This window comes from Acetobacter sp. DsW_54 (assembly GCF_002153575.1).
GTDB lineage: Bacteria > Pseudomonadota > Alphaproteobacteria > Acetobacterales > Acetobacteraceae > Acetobacter > Acetobacter fabarum.
The window spans coordinates 144,483-162,956 of the sequence record NZ_JOPD01000007.1 but is presented as its reverse complement, the minus strand read 5'-3'; the positions used below and the strand labels follow the sequence as shown (position 1 = coordinate 162,956).

At 57.5% G+C, this 18,474-nt stretch carries 18 protein-coding genes and 1 pseudogene; 12 read left to right on the top strand and 7 right to left on the bottom strand.

Features of this window, described 5'->3' with window-relative positions; all coding sequences use genetic code 11:
* Positions 1–3: 3 nt before the first annotated feature.
* The 4 genes and pseudogenes from HK20_RS04885 to HK20_RS04870 all read right to left on the bottom strand — a co-directional run bounded on the left by HK20_RS04885 (position 4) and on the right by HK20_RS04870 (position 4,192).
* Positions 4–1,496: pseudogene (locus HK20_RS04885) on the bottom strand (YifB family Mg chelatase-like AAA ATPase).
* Positions 1,497–1,518: 22 nt separating this feature from the next.
* Complete coding sequence (serA, locus tag HK20_RS04880; RefSeq protein WP_086645954.1) at positions 1,519–2,778, bottom strand: phosphoglycerate dehydrogenase; 1,260 nt, start codon at positions 2,776–2,778, stop codon at positions 1,519–1,521.
* A gap of 107 nt (positions 2,779–2,885) precedes the next feature.
* The gene (locus HK20_RS04875; RefSeq protein ID WP_086645953.1) at positions 2,886–3,677 is read right to left on the bottom strand and encodes an inositol monophosphatase family protein; all 792 of its coding nucleotides are present in this window, start codon (positions 3,675–3,677) and stop codon (positions 2,886–2,888) included.
* The gene (locus tag HK20_RS04870) at positions 3,677–4,192 is read right to left on the bottom strand and encodes a cytochrome c family protein (protein WP_086645952.1); all 516 of its coding nucleotides are present in this window, start codon (positions 4,190–4,192) and stop codon (positions 3,677–3,679) included. Before HK20_RS04870 ends, HK20_RS04875 begins: the two co-directional genes overlap by 1 nt.
* Before the next feature lie 108 nt (positions 4,193–4,300).
* Between HK20_RS04870 and HK20_RS04865 the strand changes: the two genes are divergently transcribed.
* The 4 genes from HK20_RS04865 to smpB are packed head-to-tail and all read left to right on the top strand — an operon-like array spanning position 4,301 to position 7,339.
* Entirely contained in the window at positions 4,301–5,035 is a 735-nt protein-coding gene (locus tag HK20_RS04865; RefSeq protein ID WP_198943884.1) for a 3-deoxy-manno-octulosonate cytidylyltransferase, read from the top strand.
* Between the two features lie 5 nt (positions 5,036–5,040).
* Positions 5,041–5,937, top strand: a complete 897-nt coding sequence (locus HK20_RS04860; RefSeq protein ID WP_086645950.1) for a prephenate dehydratase — start codon at positions 5,041–5,043, stop codon at positions 5,935–5,937.
* Positions 5,938–5,948: 11 nt separating this feature from the next.
* A complete protein-coding gene (gene dapA, locus HK20_RS04855; protein ID WP_086645949.1) occupies positions 5,949–6,839 on the top strand; it encodes a 4-hydroxy-tetrahydrodipicolinate synthase in 891 nt (296 codons plus the stop codon).
* A 2-nt stretch (positions 6,840–6,841) separates the two neighbouring features.
* The gene (smpB, locus tag HK20_RS04850; RefSeq protein WP_086645948.1) at positions 6,842–7,339 is read left to right on the top strand and encodes an SsrA-binding protein SmpB; all 498 of its coding nucleotides are present in this window, start codon (positions 6,842–6,844) and stop codon (positions 7,337–7,339) included.
* A 121-nt stretch (positions 7,340–7,460) separates the two neighbouring features.
* Here the strand turns inward: smpB and HK20_RS13320 are convergent, their stop codons facing one another.
* On the bottom strand, positions 7,461–8,150 hold the full coding sequence (locus tag HK20_RS13320) for a cold-shock protein (RefSeq protein ID WP_086645947.1): 690 nt from the start codon (positions 8,148–8,150) through the stop codon (positions 7,461–7,463).
* Between the two features lie 810 nt (positions 8,151–8,960).
* On the opposite strand from HK20_RS13320, the gene HK20_RS04840 reads away from it, so the two are divergent.
* From HK20_RS04840 to mltG, 8 genes are all read left to right on the top strand, one after another.
* Complete coding sequence (locus HK20_RS04840) at positions 8,961–9,317, top strand: hypothetical protein (RefSeq protein WP_086645946.1); 357 nt, start codon at positions 8,961–8,963, stop codon at positions 9,315–9,317.
* A 194-nt stretch (positions 9,318–9,511) separates the two neighbouring features.
* Positions 9,512–10,261, top strand: coding sequence for a glycine betaine ABC transporter substrate-binding protein (locus HK20_RS04835; RefSeq protein ID WP_086645945.1), 750 nt, complete (start codon positions 9,512–9,514; stop codon positions 10,259–10,261).
* Between the two features lie 14 nt (positions 10,262–10,275).
* Positions 10,276–11,535: a bifunctional 2-polyprenyl-6-hydroxyphenol methylase/3-demethylubiquinol 3-O-methyltransferase UbiG gene (locus HK20_RS04830; RefSeq protein WP_086645944.1), complete on the top strand. Its 1,260-nt coding sequence runs from the start codon at positions 10,276–10,278 to the stop codon at positions 11,533–11,535.
* A 381-nt stretch (positions 11,536–11,916) separates the two neighbouring features.
* On the top strand, positions 11,917–12,861 hold the full coding sequence (fabD, locus tag HK20_RS04825; RefSeq protein ID WP_086646063.1) for an ACP S-malonyltransferase: 945 nt from the start codon (positions 11,917–11,919) through the stop codon (positions 12,859–12,861).
* Positions 12,862–12,877: 16 nt separating this feature from the next.
* Positions 12,878–13,618, top strand: coding sequence for a 3-oxoacyl-[acyl-carrier-protein] reductase (gene fabG, locus HK20_RS04820; protein ID WP_086645943.1), 741 nt, complete (start codon positions 12,878–12,880; stop codon positions 13,616–13,618).
* Between the two features lie 289 nt (positions 13,619–13,907).
* Positions 13,908–14,147: an acyl carrier protein gene (locus HK20_RS04815; RefSeq protein ID WP_025825175.1), complete on the top strand. Its 240-nt coding sequence runs from the start codon at positions 13,908–13,910 to the stop codon at positions 14,145–14,147.
* A 105-nt stretch (positions 14,148–14,252) separates the two neighbouring features.
* Positions 14,253–15,521, top strand: a complete 1,269-nt coding sequence (gene fabF, locus HK20_RS04810; RefSeq protein ID WP_086645942.1) for a beta-ketoacyl-ACP synthase II — start codon at positions 14,253–14,255, stop codon at positions 15,519–15,521.
* Positions 15,511–16,545, top strand: a complete 1,035-nt coding sequence (mltG, locus tag HK20_RS04805; protein WP_086645941.1) for an endolytic transglycosylase MltG — start codon at positions 15,511–15,513, stop codon at positions 16,543–16,545. The genes fabF and mltG overlap by 11 nt, the downstream gene beginning before the upstream one ends.
* 46 nt (positions 16,546–16,591) lie before the next feature.
* Here mltG and HK20_RS04800 read toward each other — a convergent pair whose 3' ends face one another.
* Positions 16,592–17,428, bottom strand: coding sequence for a lipid-binding SYLF domain-containing protein (locus HK20_RS04800; protein ID WP_086645940.1), 837 nt, complete (start codon positions 17,426–17,428; stop codon positions 16,592–16,594).
* 88 nt (positions 17,429–17,516) lie between these two features.
* Positions 17,517–18,317 (bottom strand): inositol monophosphatase, encoded by an 801-nt coding sequence (locus tag HK20_RS04795; RefSeq protein ID WP_086645939.1) that lies wholly within the window; start codon positions 18,315–18,317, stop codon positions 17,517–17,519.
* Positions 18,318–18,474 lie beyond the last annotated feature (157 nt).

The window sequence follows — 18,474 nt, the reverse complement described above, 5'->3', positions numbered from 1 at the left end:
GCCTTACGAAGCGGCGCGGGCACGGAATGTAGCAGCCTCGGCAATATGCTGTGGCTCTACATCTGCCGCAGCAGCCAGGTCGGCAATGGTTCTAGCAACCCGTAGCAGACGGGTGTAGCCACGCGCAGAAAAACGGAACCGCTCCGCCACAGCCTGCGCCAGTTCCTGTGCGTCCTTGGTAAGCGAGAGACTATTCAGCGCTGCCTCGGCATTTTTTTGTACACCTTGCCGCTCCGTCTGGCGCATTCTGGCTTGCGCCACGCGCTGGGCAACAGTTGCTGTGCTCTCCCCATCCGCCTGCGTCATATAACCAAGAGGTTCATACGGCTGCATGGCGACATGCAGATCAATACGGTCCATGAGCGGGCCGGACAGCCGCCCCAGATAATCCGCCCCACAACGGGGCGCTTTGCTGCATTCACGCGGTGCATCGCCCAGATACCCGCACCGGCAGGGGTTCATGGCGGCAATCAGCTGGAAGCGGGCAGGGTAGGTGACATGCACGGCGGCACGCGCGATGCTGACCTGCCCTGTTTCCAGCGGTTGGCGCAAAGCCTCAAGTGCTGCGCGCGAAAATTCGGGCAATTCATCCAAAAACAGCACACCATGATGCGCCAGACTAATTTCGCCCGGTCTGGCGCGGGCACCCCCCCCACCAGAGCTGGCAGGCTGGCAGAATGGTGTGGGTCTCTAACAGGTGGTCTGCGAATGGGCCTGCCATCCGGCAATAACCCGGCCGCGCTGTAAATGCGTGAAACAGCGAGGCTTTCCGATGGCAGCAGATCAGGCAATAACCCACGCAACCGCGCCGCCAGCATGGATTTGCCAGCACCGGGCGGGCCGGAGAGCAGGAGGGAATGCCCACCAGCAGCCGCAATTTCCAACGCCCGACGCCCGATTTCCATCCCCTTGATGTCCGCAAGGTCAGGTTCAACGCCGGCAGAGGGAGGCTCAGGGCTGGAAAAAACCGGAACACTGAGGATTTGCAGACCCGTAAAATGATTGATCAGCGCCAGCAGGTCCGGGGCTGCGAGAATGGCAATATCACCACCGCACAGAGCCTCCTCCCCCTGCGGGGCTGGGCATACAAGCCCCAGCCCCATGGAGGCCGCCTCCAGAGAAGCCGAAAGCACGCCCGAAACAGGGTTAAGCCGCCCATCAAGCGAGAGTTCGCCAAGGGCTGCATAACGACCTACTTCCTCCGCAGGAATCACACCCATGGCAGCCAGCAGGGCCAGCGCAATAGGCAGGTCAAAATGCGACCCTTCCTTGGGGAGATCCGCGGGAACAAGATTAACAAGAATGCGCTTTGCGGGAAACGCTAACCCTATGGCCGTCAAGGCGGCCCGGACGCGCTCGCGCGCTTCACCCACCGCTTTGTCGGGCAGACCCACAACCAGAAATGCAGGTAAACCAGAGGATACCTGCACCTCAACCCATACGGGTCTGGCCTCGATACCCGAAAAAGCAAAACTGCGGATGCGGGAATAGATCATTCCCGCGCTCCGCAGCCCATGCTTAGCGACCCTTGTAAATCAGGCGGGCACGAACCGTGCCATCAAGTTCACGCAGGGCTTTGAGCAGACGATCGTCCAGATCGGTATCCCCACCCGTATCGGCTTCGATCACCACATAACCGATCTCTCCATCGGTCTGGAGGAACTGAGCCGTTACGTTGCAGGTTTCGCGCAGGAAGATTTCATTCAGCTTCATCATAACACCGGGGATGTTATGATGTGCATGCATGAAGCGCGTGCCACGCGGGCTTTGCGGCAGCTGAACGCCGGGGAAGTTGACCGCACCAAAAGTGGAGCCAACGTCCGAATATTCCACCAGCTTGCGCGCCACTTCCACGCCAATGCGTTCCTGAGCTTCCGCCGTGGAACCGCCGATATGGGGGGTGAGAATAACGTTATCCAGCCCCATGATCGGGGTGGACAGCAGATCACCCGGGCCTTTGGGCTCTTTGGGGTAAACGTCAATTGCGGCACCCAGCAGATGCCCGCTTTCCAGCGCCTTGGACAGCGCATCCAGATCAACAACATTGCCGCGGGCATTGTTGATGAGGAAGGAACCCTTCTTCATCTTGCTGATCTGCTCTGCGCCCATCAGGTTTGCCGTGGTTGGCAGTTGGGGCACATGCAGGCTGACCACGTCACTCTGGGCTAGCAGGTCATCCAGCGTGTCTACCGGCAGGGCGTTGCCGTGGCCGAGTTTGTCCACCACATCGTAATAGACCACCCGCATACCGAAGGCTTCCGCCAGAACGGAAAGCTGCGAGCCAATGGAGCCGTAACCCACAATACCAAGGGTTTTGCCACGCACTTCCCAGCTATTGGCAGCAGATTTGGTCCACTCACCTTTATGGCACTCAACCGAGCGGGGAAAAATCCGGCGCATCAGCATCACAATTTCCCCCATGACCAGTTCGGCCACGGAGCGTGTGTTGCTGTACGGTGCGTTAAAAACCGGAATCCCGTTCAGGCGTGCGGTTTCAAGATCAACCTGGTTGGTGCCGATGCAAAAGCAGCCAATGGCCATCAGGCGATCAGCACCTTCAAGCACTTCCTTGGTCAGCTGCGTACGCGAGCGGATGCCAACAATATGCACACCTTCCAGCGCTTTTTTGAGCGCATCGCCCTCAAGCGCGCCTTTGTGGCGTACGACATTCTCGTAACCACAGGCCTTGAGGAGGGCGACGGCACTATCGTGGATACCCTCCAGCAGAAGAATACGGATCTTGTCCTTGGAGAGGGACAGGTGCGTGCTCGTGCTCATATTGGACTGACCATCGCTGTTGTACCGAAGCGCAGACCTATCGCAAAACAGGGGCAGTGCATAGTCTGGGCCACCAGATTTGGCACTATTCCCACCAATAAATCTTGTTAACCCGCCTGCAGAATGCGCACTGCCTCGCGGTGCAGGGCAGGGGAACCGGCCGCCAGAACCGTGCGATCTCCACCCATCCGCAGGGGAGATCCATCCCATGCGCTCATAACGCCGCCAGCACCCTGCACAATGGGCACAAGTGCGCCCCAGTCCCAGGGGTTCATGTCACATTCGGCAATCAGATCAATCTGGCCCAGAGCAAGCAGCCCATAGGCGTAACAATCCCCACCCCATGTCATGCGGCGGGCCTGCTTCTTGAGCATTTTCCAGCGGTCATGCGGGGCCAGTTCCAGCATTTCGGGTGATGTGCACGACATTTCAGCCTCGCCCAGCGCAACATCCTGCCGCGTGTGAGCCTGCCCCCCCAAGGAGGAAGTAAACACAGTTGCGCGTCCCTTTACCCCAACCCAACGCTCGCCCAGAACCGGCTGGTCCAGAATGCCAAGCACGGGCTCCCCTTTGTGAAAAAGGGCAATCAGGGTGCCAAAGAGGGGGCGCCCGGTTACAAATGCCCGCGTGCCATCCACCGGGTCCAGCAGCCACTGGTAATCCGCCTGAGCGTTGTCCTGCCCAAACTCTTCACCAAACACACCATGCTCTGGCATACGTTCTGTCAGAATAGCCCGCATGACCCGTTCTGCCGTCCTGTCCGCGACCGTAACCGGGCTTGCATCTTTTTTGCTTTCCACCCCCACACCGCGCCTGAACCATGGCCGAACAACGCTCCGCGCCGTATCCGCCAGCATGGTTGCCACATCCACAAACTGGTCTGTTATCTGCGGGGTCATCAGGGTGCTCCTGTTATTGGGGTGGGGGCAGGGGTATGCAATGTGTGCAAATAGCTGATCACATCCGCCCTGTCCTGCGGGTCAGACAGACCCGCAAAAGACATACGCGTACCGGGGGCATATCTGGCAGGCGCCATAAGCCAGTCAGATAATTTCTGATCATCCCATATCTGCGTTGCATGCTGGCGCAACGCTGCGGAATAGGCGTAGCCGGGAAGCGTGGCGATATTCCGCCCCACAACACCAGCCAGAACAGGGCCTGCATTGCCTTCGCCCCCAAGGGCAAAACCATGGCACTGGGCACAAATACGCCCGGCCAGTAGCGTGCCATGAGCCAGACTGGCCCGCGGCATGTAAGGCTCAATAGAAACCGCCCGCAGGTCCGGCAGACGAAAAACCGGGGCCGCAGGGGCCGTGTCCGGCACAATAGAGCGTGCCGCCACCAGAGCACCGCCCATGGCCACCACACTTATCAGCACCGAAACCGCCACCCTGTTCAGGAACCTGCCATCCATCCGCACTTCTGCCCCTGCTGATCACTGGTTGCGTTTGCATTGCAGCTTTTCTAGACTGCGCGGCACTTTTCCACGCCTATAAGCCGCGCTGTATTCTGGAGCAAGCTGATCATGCCGCCCCTTGTTGTCATACCCGCCAGACTTGCCTCAACAAGGCTGCCCGGCAAGCCCTTGGCGGATATTGCTGGGTTGCCCATGATCGTGCATGTGCTTAACGCCGCACTCAAGGCCGAAATTGGTCCGGTTGTGGTTGCCGCGGCTGAACCCGAAATCTGTGATGTTGTTACCAACGCGGGCGGGAAAGCCGTACTAACCGATCCAGACCTGCCTTCCGGCTCGGACCGGGTCTGGCAGGCCGTGCAGACGCTGGACCCACAAGGGCAATATTCCACCATCATCAACCTGCAAGGGGACCTGCCTACACTGGCACCAGATGCCCTGCATACGGTGTGCGGGGTCATGGATAATCCTGCGTTTGATATTGGAACGCTTGTCGCCCCCGTTAGTACGGAAGAGGAGGCAACAGCTCCCTCTGTTGTCAAGGTTGCATGCCACTTTGCGCAGGCCGCACACCATGCGGTTGCCCTCTATTTTTCCCGCCAGCCCATTCCCGCAGGGCCGGGGCCTCTATGGCACCATGTCGGGATTTACGCATGGCGGCGGGCGGCTCTGGCCCGCTTTGTCCAGCTTCCTCCATCTGGTCTGGAACAGCGTGAAAGTCTGGAACAGCTCCGAGCGCTGGAGGATGGTATGCGTATTGGCTGCGCACGTCTTGCAATCGCGCCCTTTGGGGTTGATACACCACAGGATCTGGAACGGGCACGCCGCCTGCTTGGAGCTTAAAGGCCATGATGGACAAAGTTATAGCCTTTCAGGGCATGCACGGTGCGTATTCCGACATGGCCTGCCGCGCAGCGCGGCCCGGCTGGACCACCCTGCCATGCCACAGCTTTGCAGATGCCATAGATGCAGTACATGCAGGCAAGGCAGAGCAGGCCATGCTGGCATGCGAAAACAGTCTGGCAGGCCGTGTGCCCGACATTCATTCGCTCCTGCCCGCAGCAGGGCTGCATATTATTGGTGAGCACTTCCAGCGTGTTGAACACTGCCTGCTGGTAGTGCCCGGCACCCGCATGGAGCAAATCCGCCGCGTACATACGCACCCTGTGGCCATGGCCCAGATCCGCAATCTGCTCAAAAACAATAATCTGACGCCCGTAACCGAGTTTGATACGGCAGGCGCTGCAGAACTAGTCGCACTTTGGCAAAAGCCCGAAGAGGCTGCCGTAGCCTCCGCCCTTGCCGCGGAACTGTATGGGCTGGAAATCCTGCAACGGAATGTGGAAGACGCCTCCCACAACACAACACGGTTCTATATTACCGCGCGCACACCACAGGTGCCCACGCCACAGACACCCCATGTCATGACCACGCTGCTCTTTAGTGTGCAAAATAGCCCCGGCGCCCTGTATAAGGTGCTTGGGGGGTTCGCCACCAATGGTGTCAACATGACCCGGCTGGAAAGCTACATGTCGGGCGAAACATTTGCCGCTACACGCTTTTTGATGGATGTAGAGGGCCACCCCGGCGATTCCCGTCTAGGCAAAGCCTTGGCAGAACTTGAATTTTTTTCCAAAAACGCCACAATTCTAGGCGTCTATCAACAATCGCCGTTCAGGCACCAGGCTTCCACCCAAGGGCAGGACACCCCGCGTTCCGCTCCAGCAGATGCCATTCCAGGATAAGTGACCGCTCCATGCCTCATACATTCTTCTCCGGCTCCATTACTGCACTCATCACCCCCATGAACCGGGACGGAAGTCTGGACTTTGATTCGTTTGAAAAACTGGTGGACTGGCAGATCAAGGAAGGCACCGCAGGCCTGTGTGCCGTCGGCACAACGGGGGAAAGTCCAACCCTGTCACACACGGAACACCATGCCGTTGTTGAACGCACCATAAAAGTTGCCAATGGCCGTGTGCCGGTTATTGCCGGGGCGGGTTCCAACAGCACGTCCGAAGCGGTTGATCTGGCACGCCATGCAGAGCAGGCCGGGGCGGCCGCCGCCCTTGTTGTGGCTCCGTATTACAACAAGCCTACGCAGGAAGGCCTGTACCGGCACTTTATGGCTGTGGCAGATGCTGTTTCCATCCCGGTAATTTTGTACAACATTCCCGGCCGCTCCATTATTGACATCAATGTGGAAACAACGGCCCGTCTGGCAAAGCACGGCAATATTGTTGGGGTAAAGGATGCAACAGCAAACCTGTTCCGCCCTCTGCAGGTACGCCGGGCCGTGGACAAGCCTTTTAACCAGCTCTCGGGCGAAGATGGCACAGCTGTCGCTTTTCTCGCGGCCGGTGGGGACGGGTGCATTAGCGTGACATCCAACATTGCTCCCGCCCTATGTGCTGCCGTGCAGAGCGCATGGAAAGCAGGGAAGGCGCAGGAAGCCATTGCCATTCAGGACCGGCTGACCCCATTGCATGACACCCTGTTCTGCGAGAGCAATCCCGCTCCAGCCAAATACGCCGCAAGCCTGCTGGGCCTTGCGGGGGAAACCTGCCGCCTGCCACTGGCTCCCCTGAGCGATGAATCACGCCACAAAGTACGGCAGGCTCTGGTTGATGTCGGGTTGCTGGGCTGATCATGTCCGCAAAGTCCAGCAAAAGCACCATGATCTCGCACGGCATGGTCGCACAAAACCGTAAGGCCCGCTTTAACTACACCATCAAGGAAACGGTTGAGGCCGGGCTTGTACTTAAAGGGCCAGAAGTAAAAAGCCTGCGCTTGGGCCGCGCAACAATTGGCGAGGCCTTTGCTGGTGAGCGTAACGGTGAACTCTGGCTGTTTAACAGTTACATCCCTGAATATCAGGGCGGAGTACTGTCCCGCTTTGATTCGCGCGCGCCCCGCAAGCTGCTTATGCACCGCAAGCAGGCCCAGAAGTTTATGGGAGCCATTGCCAAGCAGGGGGCAACCCTTGTTCCGCTGGATATCCACTTCAACGACCGCGGACTAGCCAAGGTCACCCTTGGTCTGGGCGTTGGTAAAAAGAGTGTAGACAAGCGCCAGACCGTAGCAGACCGGGACTGGCAGCGCGACAAGGCCCGCCTGATCCGCAACAAGGGGAAGGGCGACTACTAACCCGCCCCGGCTGTTACACGCGCACAGCTCTGCGCAACTTTGTCAGATACAAATGGTCATAAAAAAAGCCTCGGTTTTATAACCGAGGCTTTTTTCTTACTTACCGCTAAAAAGCAGTGCCTCAGGCAGAGGTCACTTCAGCAGCTTCCGGACCCTTCTGGCCCTGAACAACTTTAACGTTCACGCCCTGACCTTCATTCAGGCCCGGCAGACCGGAACGTTCCAGAGCAGAAGCGTGGATGAAGATGTCCTTGCCGCCGCCTTCAGGCGTGATGAAGCCAAAGCCTTTAACAGCGTTGTACCACTTAACGGTACCGCGCGTATCTTCAGCATCAGACAGGTCAGGAGCGGGGCGAGCAGCAGGGCGCGCACCAAAGCCAGGGCGACCACCAGCGGGGCTACGCGGACGTTCCGGCTGAGCCGTGCTTTCATCAACAGAGATGACTTCGGCAACCTGGCGACCCTTGGGGCCCTGACCAATGCGCACAACCAGCGTAGCGCCGGGGTTTACACCCTGAACACCAGCCTGAGACAGCGCGTTGGCGTGCAGGAACACATCGCCCGATCCATCAGCGAGTTCGACAAAGCCGAAGCCTTTTTCGCCATTGAACCACTTAACGGATGCACCCACTTCCGGGCCGGAAGCGATAACCTGCGGACCGCCAGCGGGGCGACGCGGAGCAAACCCACCACGGTCACCACCACCATAAGAGGGGCGTTCACCGAAAGAAGGCATCGACATATAATTGTCGTCATCAAATCCGCCGCGGCGAGGAGAACGGGGGCTGCGGTCGGTCCTGTTACTTTTCAACGGTCTTGATCCTGGAGTGCGGAGAAGATGGAAACTTCTCCGGATATTGAAAAACGGGCAAACTGCCAGAATGGGTTGACAGGATTACGTGCTTTGAACAAAAAGCCCATCATTCCCCCTCCTGAATATTGCAAACATGCCCAACGCATGCGTAGCACAGTCATGAGTGTGCTGCTACAGCAAAGCATGAAAACCGCGCGTGCTTCACGCACTTTTCTTCGTATCACAAAGTTGTGATACCGAAGCCTTTCCATCCCGCCAGAATACCCCCTCGCACCGCCACAACTGATGCGCGCATGACATAATTCCGTAACGCTGCGGTGAGCAACCTTATCGATTATCCAGCCAAGTTTAAAAAGCAGGCATGACCGTCATACGCAGAATCGAACACGATCTGCGCTATGCCCCCATACCTCCCAAGCGGCAGCGCGGACGCCTTATATAGAGTGAGGCGCACATAACGCACCGCGCGCTTTACATCAGGCAGTCTGACAACTTGGACCATTCGCTTAGATAAGCCCGCGCATAATGCAGGCAACCCGCCTGCAATTCAGGCTTTATGTTTAATTAGAACTCACAGGGCAACGCTATCTCACCACAAATAATGCCTATTTTTTAATCATAAGATTTATTTTTGTGCATAAATTCCTATCAAACCGTGCGTTTCTGTGTTTTTTTCGTCACTACCCTATCAACCTGCCCGTTTATGAGGCGAAAGACCTCTCTTTCCTATAGCGCGGTAAGGAGTTTCGCCCTTACTCTCAAAATCAGAAAGAGCCACCGGGTTTTGATGTAGGGGATACAGAACTTATGCTGCGCCAGTCGGAAACACAGAACGTCTGTCAGATCATCCCGTTCCAGATGGAAATCATGTGTCGCCACCGCGACTATCTGGACCGCTGGATTGCGGCCAGCCAGCCCATGGGCATTTGCGATGCCGATATTTTCCCTGCTGAAGAAAAACAGGCTGGCGTTTCATCCGGTTACGTTCTGGTTTGGGTGCGCGAAACATCAAACCCGGCCTACAAGGTTTATTCCCGCGGCAACCGCTGGATTGTTATGGACGCCGTGCGTGACAACACGCTGGGCCAGTTTGCTTCTTTTGCCGATGCCTTGAACATGATCCGCCCCGTTCTGCCGATCAAACAGGATATTGTTGCCGCCTAAACGCCCCCAAGCCATTTTCTGGTGCTTTTCCGCCGCCATTCCCTTACCGGGGTGGCGGTTTTTCTTTATCCTGTGCCTGATAAAATGCCCGATGGAAGCAGATATTTCCATTTGAGGGATTGCCACTGCACTTTGCCGTGCGGCAAGGACAGGGCAGACATCTTGCTGTCCCGACTGATCCAGAGGAACCCGAAATGACATCCCTGACACTCGCCTATCCTGAGTCCACCATTCATGAGGCGACGGCGGCCACCATCATTCGGGTTCTCGAGGCCAACGATATTGAGCCCGAAATTGTAACCGGCCCCAAGCAGGCTCTGGCCGATCTGCTGCACAAAGGGGAAATCGACATCTATGTTGCCGCATGGCTGCCGGATGAGGATTCCGACCTCCTTGGCGCTGGCACCACGCAACTGGGCCGGCTGTTCCAGCCCGAAGCCTGCTGCTGCATTTCGGACGAGAACAGCACCCTCACATCCCTGAGCGATCTGGCGCAGGCAGGGCAGGGCATTGCCCGCACGATTGTAACGCCCCAGTCCCTGGCCAAACGCATGGAACAGGTTTTGCGCACCTACAATCTGGCAGAAGCAGGCTTTACCCTTGAAGTGCTCCCGGATGAAGAAGCTCTGGCAAGGCTGAATGCCGCCCTTGCCGCCGAGCAGCCCAGCCTTCTGCCCCTGTTCCAGCCCTGTTTTCTGTTCCATCAGGGGGGGCTGCGTATTCTGAATGACCCCCACAAAGCCATGGGCGGGGAGATGGAAGCAACCCTTCTGCTCCGCGATGGGCTGCGCGATGAGCTGGAAACAGATCTGGTGGACGAACTGGATGAACTGATGCTGAGCGCCAAAATCATCAGCGCCATGGACTACGCCATGCGGGTGGAAGGCATGAGCGCTGATGAAGCTGCCGAAGCATGGCAGCGCGGTAAGCTCCTACCACGCTAAAAAGGTGCCGGCCCATGACACACAACACAGCCGCAGATGACCGCGATGCCGGGCTAGCCGCCCAGTACGAGGCATACCCATACCCGGAGCGCGACCCGCAGGACGAAAACCGCCGGCTGCTCATTGGCAGCCCCAGCCATCTGCGCGAAGTGGATTACTGGGTTTTTGGCGCACAACGCCCCCGTAGTCAGGCATTGCGGGTGCTGGTGGCCGGGTGCGGCACGGGCGATGGCGCGATTATGCTGGCAACACAGCTGGCACGGGTTGCGCGCCCGGCGGAAGTTGTTTGTCTGGACCGCTCAGAAAAAGCCCTTTCCATTGCGCAGGCCCGCGCCAAAGCCCGCTCACTGGACAATATCCGGTTCGTTCAAGGCTCCCTGACCGAGCTGGAATCGCTTGAACTGGGACTATTCGATTATATTGATTGCTGCGGCGTACTGCACCATCTGCCAGACCCGGTCGCGGCACTCCAGACTCTGGAACGCCACCTTGCCCCCCATGGCGGCATGGGGCTGATGGTTTATGCGCCTTATGGCCGTACCGGCGTGTACATGGTGCAGGACGCACTGGAAAAACTGGCACCACTCGCGCAGTCACCACAGGAGCGGCTGGACGTGGCCCGCCGCGTCATGCGCACCCTGCCAGCAACGGCATGGCTGCACCAGAACGGTAATTTTGGGGATCATCTCTCTGGCGGGGATGCAGGGCTTTACGATCTGCTCCTCAACCCCAGAGACCGCTCCTACACCATTACCGATTTTTTGGCCCTGCTGGATCAGGCCGGGCTTGAACCCACGGCTCTTATGGAACCAGCGCGGTACGACCCGGGCCTCTTTTTGCCAGACCCACGCCTGCGTGCACGCCTGTCCACCCTGCCTTGGCAGACTCAGGCCGCCATTGCCGAGGATCTTGCTGGCAACATGGCAACGCATGTTGCCTATGTCGTACGCAAACACGCAGCCCCCGAAAAACCTGATCCACTGAAGCCAGAGGCAGTGCCGATCATGCGCGAAATTCCGGGCGCGGAACTGGCCAAGCAGATGACACCCGATAACATGCTGCCCTTCCACTTTGGCACGCTTGTTGTACCTATTCCGCTCCCGCCCCAGACCCGTGGTATTCTCCCCCTGATTGATGGAGAACGAACCGTGGGTGAACTGGCAGAGATCTTGGCCACACGCGGCGTGAGCGCAGAAAAGTTCAAGCATGTCTGGCAGGAAAGCTTTGGCATTCTGGAACGGCTGAATCGTGTGCTGCTCCGCTCTCCAGCCTGAGCGTATGTGAGCGCATAACTTTACCCTTCACATACGCTCACACTCTTGCACTGCTAGTATCGCCAGCACTACCGGTCTGCGCGCACCGCACCATTTTGCTCCAAGCTGGGCTGGTTTGCCTGAACCCTGCGCACAAAACCGTGCTGCGGCACATGCAAAACCTTTGCAATTCCGTGGGTTGTGCCGCTCCTTCTGGTCTGGCGTATTGTGCCCAGTTAACGCAGGCCCTATTCTGCCCGCACTTTTGCCTGCCGGAAGGGCAGAACCACTGGGCAGCATGCGGCCACCACGGCACAGATGGCCCGCTTTTTGCCGCGTTCTTTCCTTCCATTCCTTGCAATCTGTCCGCCTTTGGGCGTCGTTTTTGAAACAGTGAGTATCATGGCCGTTTACGCATTTACTTTTCCCGGACAAGGCAGCCAGTCCGTTGGCATGGGGCAGGAGCTTGCTGAAGCTTTTCCCGCCGCACGTGCAGTTTTTCAGGAAGTTGACGATGCTCTGGGCGAACATCTGTCAAAAACGATTTTTGAAGGTCCGATAGAAACCCTGACCAGCACCGAAAATGCCCAGCCTGCACTCATGGCTGTTTCCATGGCAGTTCTGCGCGTGCTGGAACAGGATGGTGGGCTGGATCTGGCGGGCCGCGTAAGCCTGCTTGCCGGGCACTCACTGGGCGAATACGCAGCTCTGGCGGCTGGTCGGGCTTTTGATGTTGCACAGGCAGCCCGGCTGCTGCGCCTGCGCGGGCAGGCCATGCAGCGCGCAGTCCCCGCGGGGGAAGGCGGCATGGCCGCACTTATTGGTGTCACGCTGGCTCAGGCGGAAGAGGTCTGCACCCGCGCGAGCGAGAGCGGCAGCACGGAAATTGCCAACGACAATGGCGGCGGCCAGATTGTAATTTCGGGCAAAATGGCCGGGATTGATGCCGCCATTGCCATAGCAAAGGAAATGGGGATCAAGCGCGCGGTCAAACTCCCCGTTTCTGCTCCATTCCATTCCTCGCTCATGAAGCCCGCTGAAGACGCCATGGCCGAAGCACTGGCCAAGGCGGATATTGCAGCACCGGTTGTGCCCGTGATCGCCAATGTGACCGCAGAGCGTGAAACTGATGCAGACACGATTCGCAACAACCTGGTCCAGCAGGTAACCGGGCGTGTCCGCTGGCGTGAAAGCGTGGCCACAATGACCGGTCTGGGCGTTGATACGTTTGTAGAAATCGGGGCAGGCAAGGTTCTGTCCGGTCTGGTACGACGCATTGACCCCGAAGTTTCGACCCTTTCCATCGGCACCCCGGCGGATATCGAAACCTTTCTGAAATCCCTCTAAAGCAGGTTTACACAACATGTTCCGACTGGATGGAAAAACCGCACTCGTAACGGGTGCTTCCGGTGGCATTGGCAGCGCCATTGCCAAAACACTGCATGCTCAGGGCGCCAAAGTTGTTCTGTCTGGCACGCGTGAAGCCGTTATCCGCGAGCTGGCGGAAGAACTGGGGGAAGGGGCATTTTATGCCGCTGCCAACCTGAGCGAGCCATCAGAAGCAGATGCCCTGATTGCAAAAGCAGAAGAAGTTGCCGGCGCACCGCTGGATATTCTGGTCAACAACGCAGGCCTTACGCGTGACACGCTTGCCCTGCGCATGAAGGACGAGGACTGGAATCAGGTTCTTAATGTTGACCTAGCAGCCCCATTCCGCCTTTGCCGGGCCACACTTAAGGGTATGCTGCGCCGCCGGGCAGGCCGCATTGTCAATATTGCCTCTGTTATTGGCACAACCGGCAATGCCGGGCAGGCCAATTATGCCGCAGCCAAGGCAGGCATGGTGGGCATGAGCAAATCTCTGGCGCAGGAAGCAGGCTCGCGCGGGGTCACGGTCAACGTGGTGGCTCCGGGCTTTATTGTCACCCCCATGACGGACGTGCTGCCAGATGCACAGAAGGAAAAGCTCCTGTCCTCCATTCCGCTTGCGCGCCTTGGCCAGCCGGAAGATGTTGCCTCCGCCGTGCTGTATCTGGCATCGGACGAAGCGCGGTGGGTAACCGGCGCTACGCTGCATGTTAACGGCGGCATGGTGATGGCCTGAGCACACGAAAAGCATATGCACCGCTAGAACAGGTGGTGCAAAATGCTTTAAGATGTGCCACACATGCAGCGCAACCACGCTGTTTTGGGCTTGCGACAGATGTATTTGTCCGGTTTGCCTTGGCGTGGAGAGATAAAACGTGCTAATCGCGCGCAACACCTTACTGCTGGACCGGAATGGGGCGGGCATCTACCCACCAGGTTCTCTACCAGCGACAAGGTCCATCGCGGATTAAACACCTGAACAACCTGCCATTTTCGGTAGGCAGGCATATGGGATAGAAAGACAGATGAGCGAAATCGCTGATAAGGTTAAGAAAATCGTGGTCGAGCATCTCGGCGTCGAGGAAAGCAAGGTCACTCCGGAAGCGTCTTTCATTGACGATCTGGGCGCTGACAGCCTTGACACCGTTGAGCTGGTGATGGCGTTTGAAGAAGCCTTCAATGTCGAAATCCCTGAAGATGCCGCTGAAAAAATCACCACGGTGAAAGACGCCATCGACTATATCGAAAAGCAGAAAGCCGCCTGATTTCAGGCCATCTGCCTTAAATTACAGGGTTATGGTCCCTCAGATGGCTGAGGGACCAGATATGTGTCGAATGGGGAGCGGGCTGGTTTGTTGCTTTCGGCCGGAATGAATTCTGGACGGAGACGCGTTGTCGTCACCGGCATGGGCATCGTCGGGCCTCTCGGCCTCGGTGTCGAAAACGTATGGTCACGTCTGATCGCAGGCGAGAGCGGGATTGGTAAAATCACGCAGTTCGATGCGAGTGATCTACCTGCACAGGTTGCAGGGGAGGTCCCGAACGGACCGCGGGAGGAAGGTAAACTCACGCTATCCGAGTGGGTGCCAACCAAAGACCAGCGCAAGATGGACCGCTTTATCCATATGGGCTTGGTTGCCGCAACGGAAGCGGTTGAGGATTCCGGCTGGAAACCTCAGACCGAAGAAGAAAAATGCCGCACCGGTGTTATGATCGGTTCTGGCATTGGCGGCCTGCAAACCATCTATGACGCCTCCATTACCGTGCATGAAGGGCGTGCAAAGCGGCTGTCGCCGTTTTTCATTCCTTCTGCCCTGATCAATCTTGTATCCGGGCACGTTTCCATCAAATACGGTTTTCAGGGGCCCAACCATTCGGTTGTGACTGCCTGTGCAACCGGCGTTCATGCCATTGGTGACGCAGCCCGTCTGATCATGTTTGGCGATGCTGACGTTATGGTTGCCGGTGGGGCTGAAGCCACGGTTTGCCCGCTGGGTATTGCCGGGTTCTGCTCTGCGCGCGCCCTTTCCACCGGCTTTAACGCAACACCGCAGCAGGCTTCCCGCCCGTGGGACAAAGACCGTGATGGCTTTGTCATGGGCGAAGGCTCGGGCATTGTTGTGCTTGAAGAATATGAGCACGCCAAAGCCCGTGGTGCCAAAATCTATGGTGAAGTCATCGGTTACGGCATGTCCGGCGATGCGTACCATATTACGGCACCCTCGGAAGGGCATTACGGTGCTTACCGCGCCATGCGCTCTGCCCTGCAAAGTGCAGGCCTGACCACGGCCGACATCAACTACGTGAATGCTCATGGCACCTCGACCATGGCAGATGATCTTGAGCTGGAAGCTGTGGAACGTCTGTTTGGCGATGACGCCAAAAAGCTGGCCATGTCTTCCACCAAATCTGCTACGGGGCATCTGCTCGGGGCGGCTGGCGCTGTGGAGGCAATTTTCTCCATTCTTGCCATCCGGGATAACGTGGCACCACCCACGCTTAACCTGGACAGCCCCTCGCGCGAGAGCGTGATCGACCGTGTGGCGCATACAGCGCAACAGCGTCCGATCAACATTGCCCTGTCCAACAGCTTTGGGTTTGGCGGGACAAATGCCAGCCTGATCGTGCGTGGCGTCTAAGCGTAAAAAAACATCTTCTCCTCCTTCAGGCCGCAGTAAACTTTCCTGTTTTCTCAAGTGGTCTGGAGGAGGCGTTTTTGTTCTTGCCGCAGGCATGGGGCTTACCGCCTTTTTAGGCTGGCAAAGCTATACCTGCCCCGGACCGTTATCCACTGATCAGGATATTGTGGTCCCACACGGCAATTATGCCACGACCTTATCTTCCCTACAAAATGCTGGCGTTGTTCCCACAAACTGGTGGAGCGGTCGCGTTTTTTTAAGTGCTGTTGCCCTGACCCGCCGGGATGGACAACTACATGCGGCGGAATTGCACTTCCCCGCCTATGCCTCCATTGCACAGACATTATGGATTTTGCGGCACGGGAAGCCTGTCCAGCATAAGCTGACCATCCCCGAAGGGCTGACAGCATGGCAGATTCAAGCTCTGGTCCAAGCTGCGCCGTTATTAACGGGGGACACTCCTCTACCAGAGGAAGGAAGCACTCTCCCGCAGACCTATACCTACCTGCGCAACAGTTCACGCAAGGACCTGCTGGCCCATATGCAAACCAGCATGGCGCAGACATTAAAACAGGTCTGGGCAGAAAGAGAGAGCGGTTTACTGCTTGGCAACCCGCAAGAGCTGGTTACGCTGGCATCTGTTATTGAAAAAGAAACAGCCCTGCCAGATGAACGCCCATCGGTCGCCCGTGTCTTTTACAACCGCCTGCAAAAGAACATGAAACTGCAGACGGACCCTACGGTAATCTACGCCATAACACAGGGGAAACCACCGCTGGATCGGTCCTTAACTCACACGGACCTCCAGACGGCCAGCCCTTACAACACCTATGTTTATACTGGCCTGCCACCGGGGCCGATCTGCTCCCCCGGCAAAGCTGCGCTGGAGGCTGCGGCTCACCCTGCAAAAGGCGATATGCTGTATTTTGTGGCAAATGGAGCGGGCGGGCATAACTTTGCAGCCACACTGGGTGACCACAACCATAATGTTTTGCTGTTACGCAAACAAAAAACCAGCCACTAATACCGCAAGGCGTAAAGTGGCTGGTGCAATCTGCGCAAGTATGTTGTTAGCGGGAGCCTGAACGGGCAGGGGAAAGATTTTCCTGCACAATCCCGCCACTTGGAGCGGTTACACCCGTGCTGTCACTATCAATGGCATCCGTTGTAGCGGCTGCACGAGGGGCTGTCGTGGTGGCAGTCTGCGCTCTGCGGGCATAACGCATCAGAATACTGCGCAGGGGGTCTGCATCCGGGTTGTTCACGCGCATGCTCACAACAATATCTTCCGGGCCAACGCTTTGTTTGTAATACGCCCGGTTTTCATCACTGTTAACAGTCAGTTTGCTCCCACCGAGTGATGCCCCGGCAAAAACGCCCTGAGACTTCTGTGCCACCAGAATATCCGTATTGCTGGCCCCAGCATTGGAACTGGCAACAGCAGAACTCATATTGGCAAAAGAAGCACCCGCATTGGTACCAAACTGGAACTGGCTGTCCAGCAGTGCCTGAAGGCCACGATCCGTCATGATGAAGAAAACGATCTGGGAACTCTGCACGCCAAACTGGATGCCAAAGGAAGCAGAACTCAGTTTGTAAAAGGCGGGGTCAGACCAGGAACCACGCGCATCTTTTGCCAGCAGCACGCATTCCCCATGTGCACCGCCAAATGCGATGGACATCCGGAACATGGACGGGCAGACCATAACCGCACGCGCCTTGGCCAGATTGCTCACCAAGGCGCTCTGGCCGGTTGCGCCCAGAAAAATATCCTGCACAGTCAGGGCTGCTTTATCAACAGTAGCCTGCGCAGTATCCGCTGCCTGCGCACACGCCCCCACGCCGGGAGCCAGCATGGTTGCGGCCAGAACCAGAGAAACTGAAGACAGCCGTTTAAATAAATGCATTCCGGGTTTCTCCACGATAAGTCCGGTAAATTAGCGTTTAAAAAAGCATGCTTTTGTGGCGCGAGAAAGGCCAGTTTTTGTTTTGTTTTTATTCCAGCGGAATGGACACAGCCTTGGCCAGTACAGGGCCAATATGCGGGTTGGCTGCCAGAATGGTCGCCCCACCTGTTAACCCGCCATTTTGCAGAAAGGGGGAAACAACTGCCCCGGCTTCGGCCAACAAGGGCAGGGCGGCGGCCACGTCCCACAGGTTGATAACAATTTCAATGTATCCATCAAGCCGGCCACTGGCCACGTCGGCCAGTGCCAGCGCGCCGCACCCGCCAGAACGGGGCATGGTACCCAGTTCCATAATGGCATCCATCTTGTCCATGAACACGGGTTTGGGCACGCGGCCACTCCACCCCATTTCGATCATGGAGCGGGCGGGGTCTTTTATGGGGGAAGCCTTAATGGGCTTCCCATTCAAAAATGCTCCGTACCCACGTAATGCCGTATAAACCTCGCCCAATGCCGGGGCATCTATAACACCGGCCACGGGTTCGTCCCCGTCCATCAGGCCGAGGGAGACACACCACCGGCAGCGGCCACGGGCGTAATTGGACGTACCATCAATCGGGTCCACAACCCAGCGCAGGCTCCCTGTGCGGCTTACGCCACCTTCCTCCCCCAGAAAGCCATCTTCGGGAAAAAGAGCCTGCATGCGCTGTGCAATAAAGGCCTCGACTGCACCATCTGTTTCCGTCAGCCAGTCCTGTGCGGACTTCAGCTCCCCCTGCGGTCCGCCCGGCGGTGGCCGCATGGACATGGCCAGGCGGGCGGCATCATGCACAACAGCCCGGGCGGCTTCCAGTCGGTAGGCTAGGGCGGGGCTGGGGAGGGCTGGCATGGAAATGGCTACTCCAACAAAAATTCACATGCGGCCACCATACCGCCAAGCCCGTGGCAGAGCGACCCGCTTTATGCGCCATCCGTTTGCATGTCAGATATTTTTATAAACAGCTCTTGTGGCAGCCCATCTATGGCAGCAATCATCCGAACCGCAT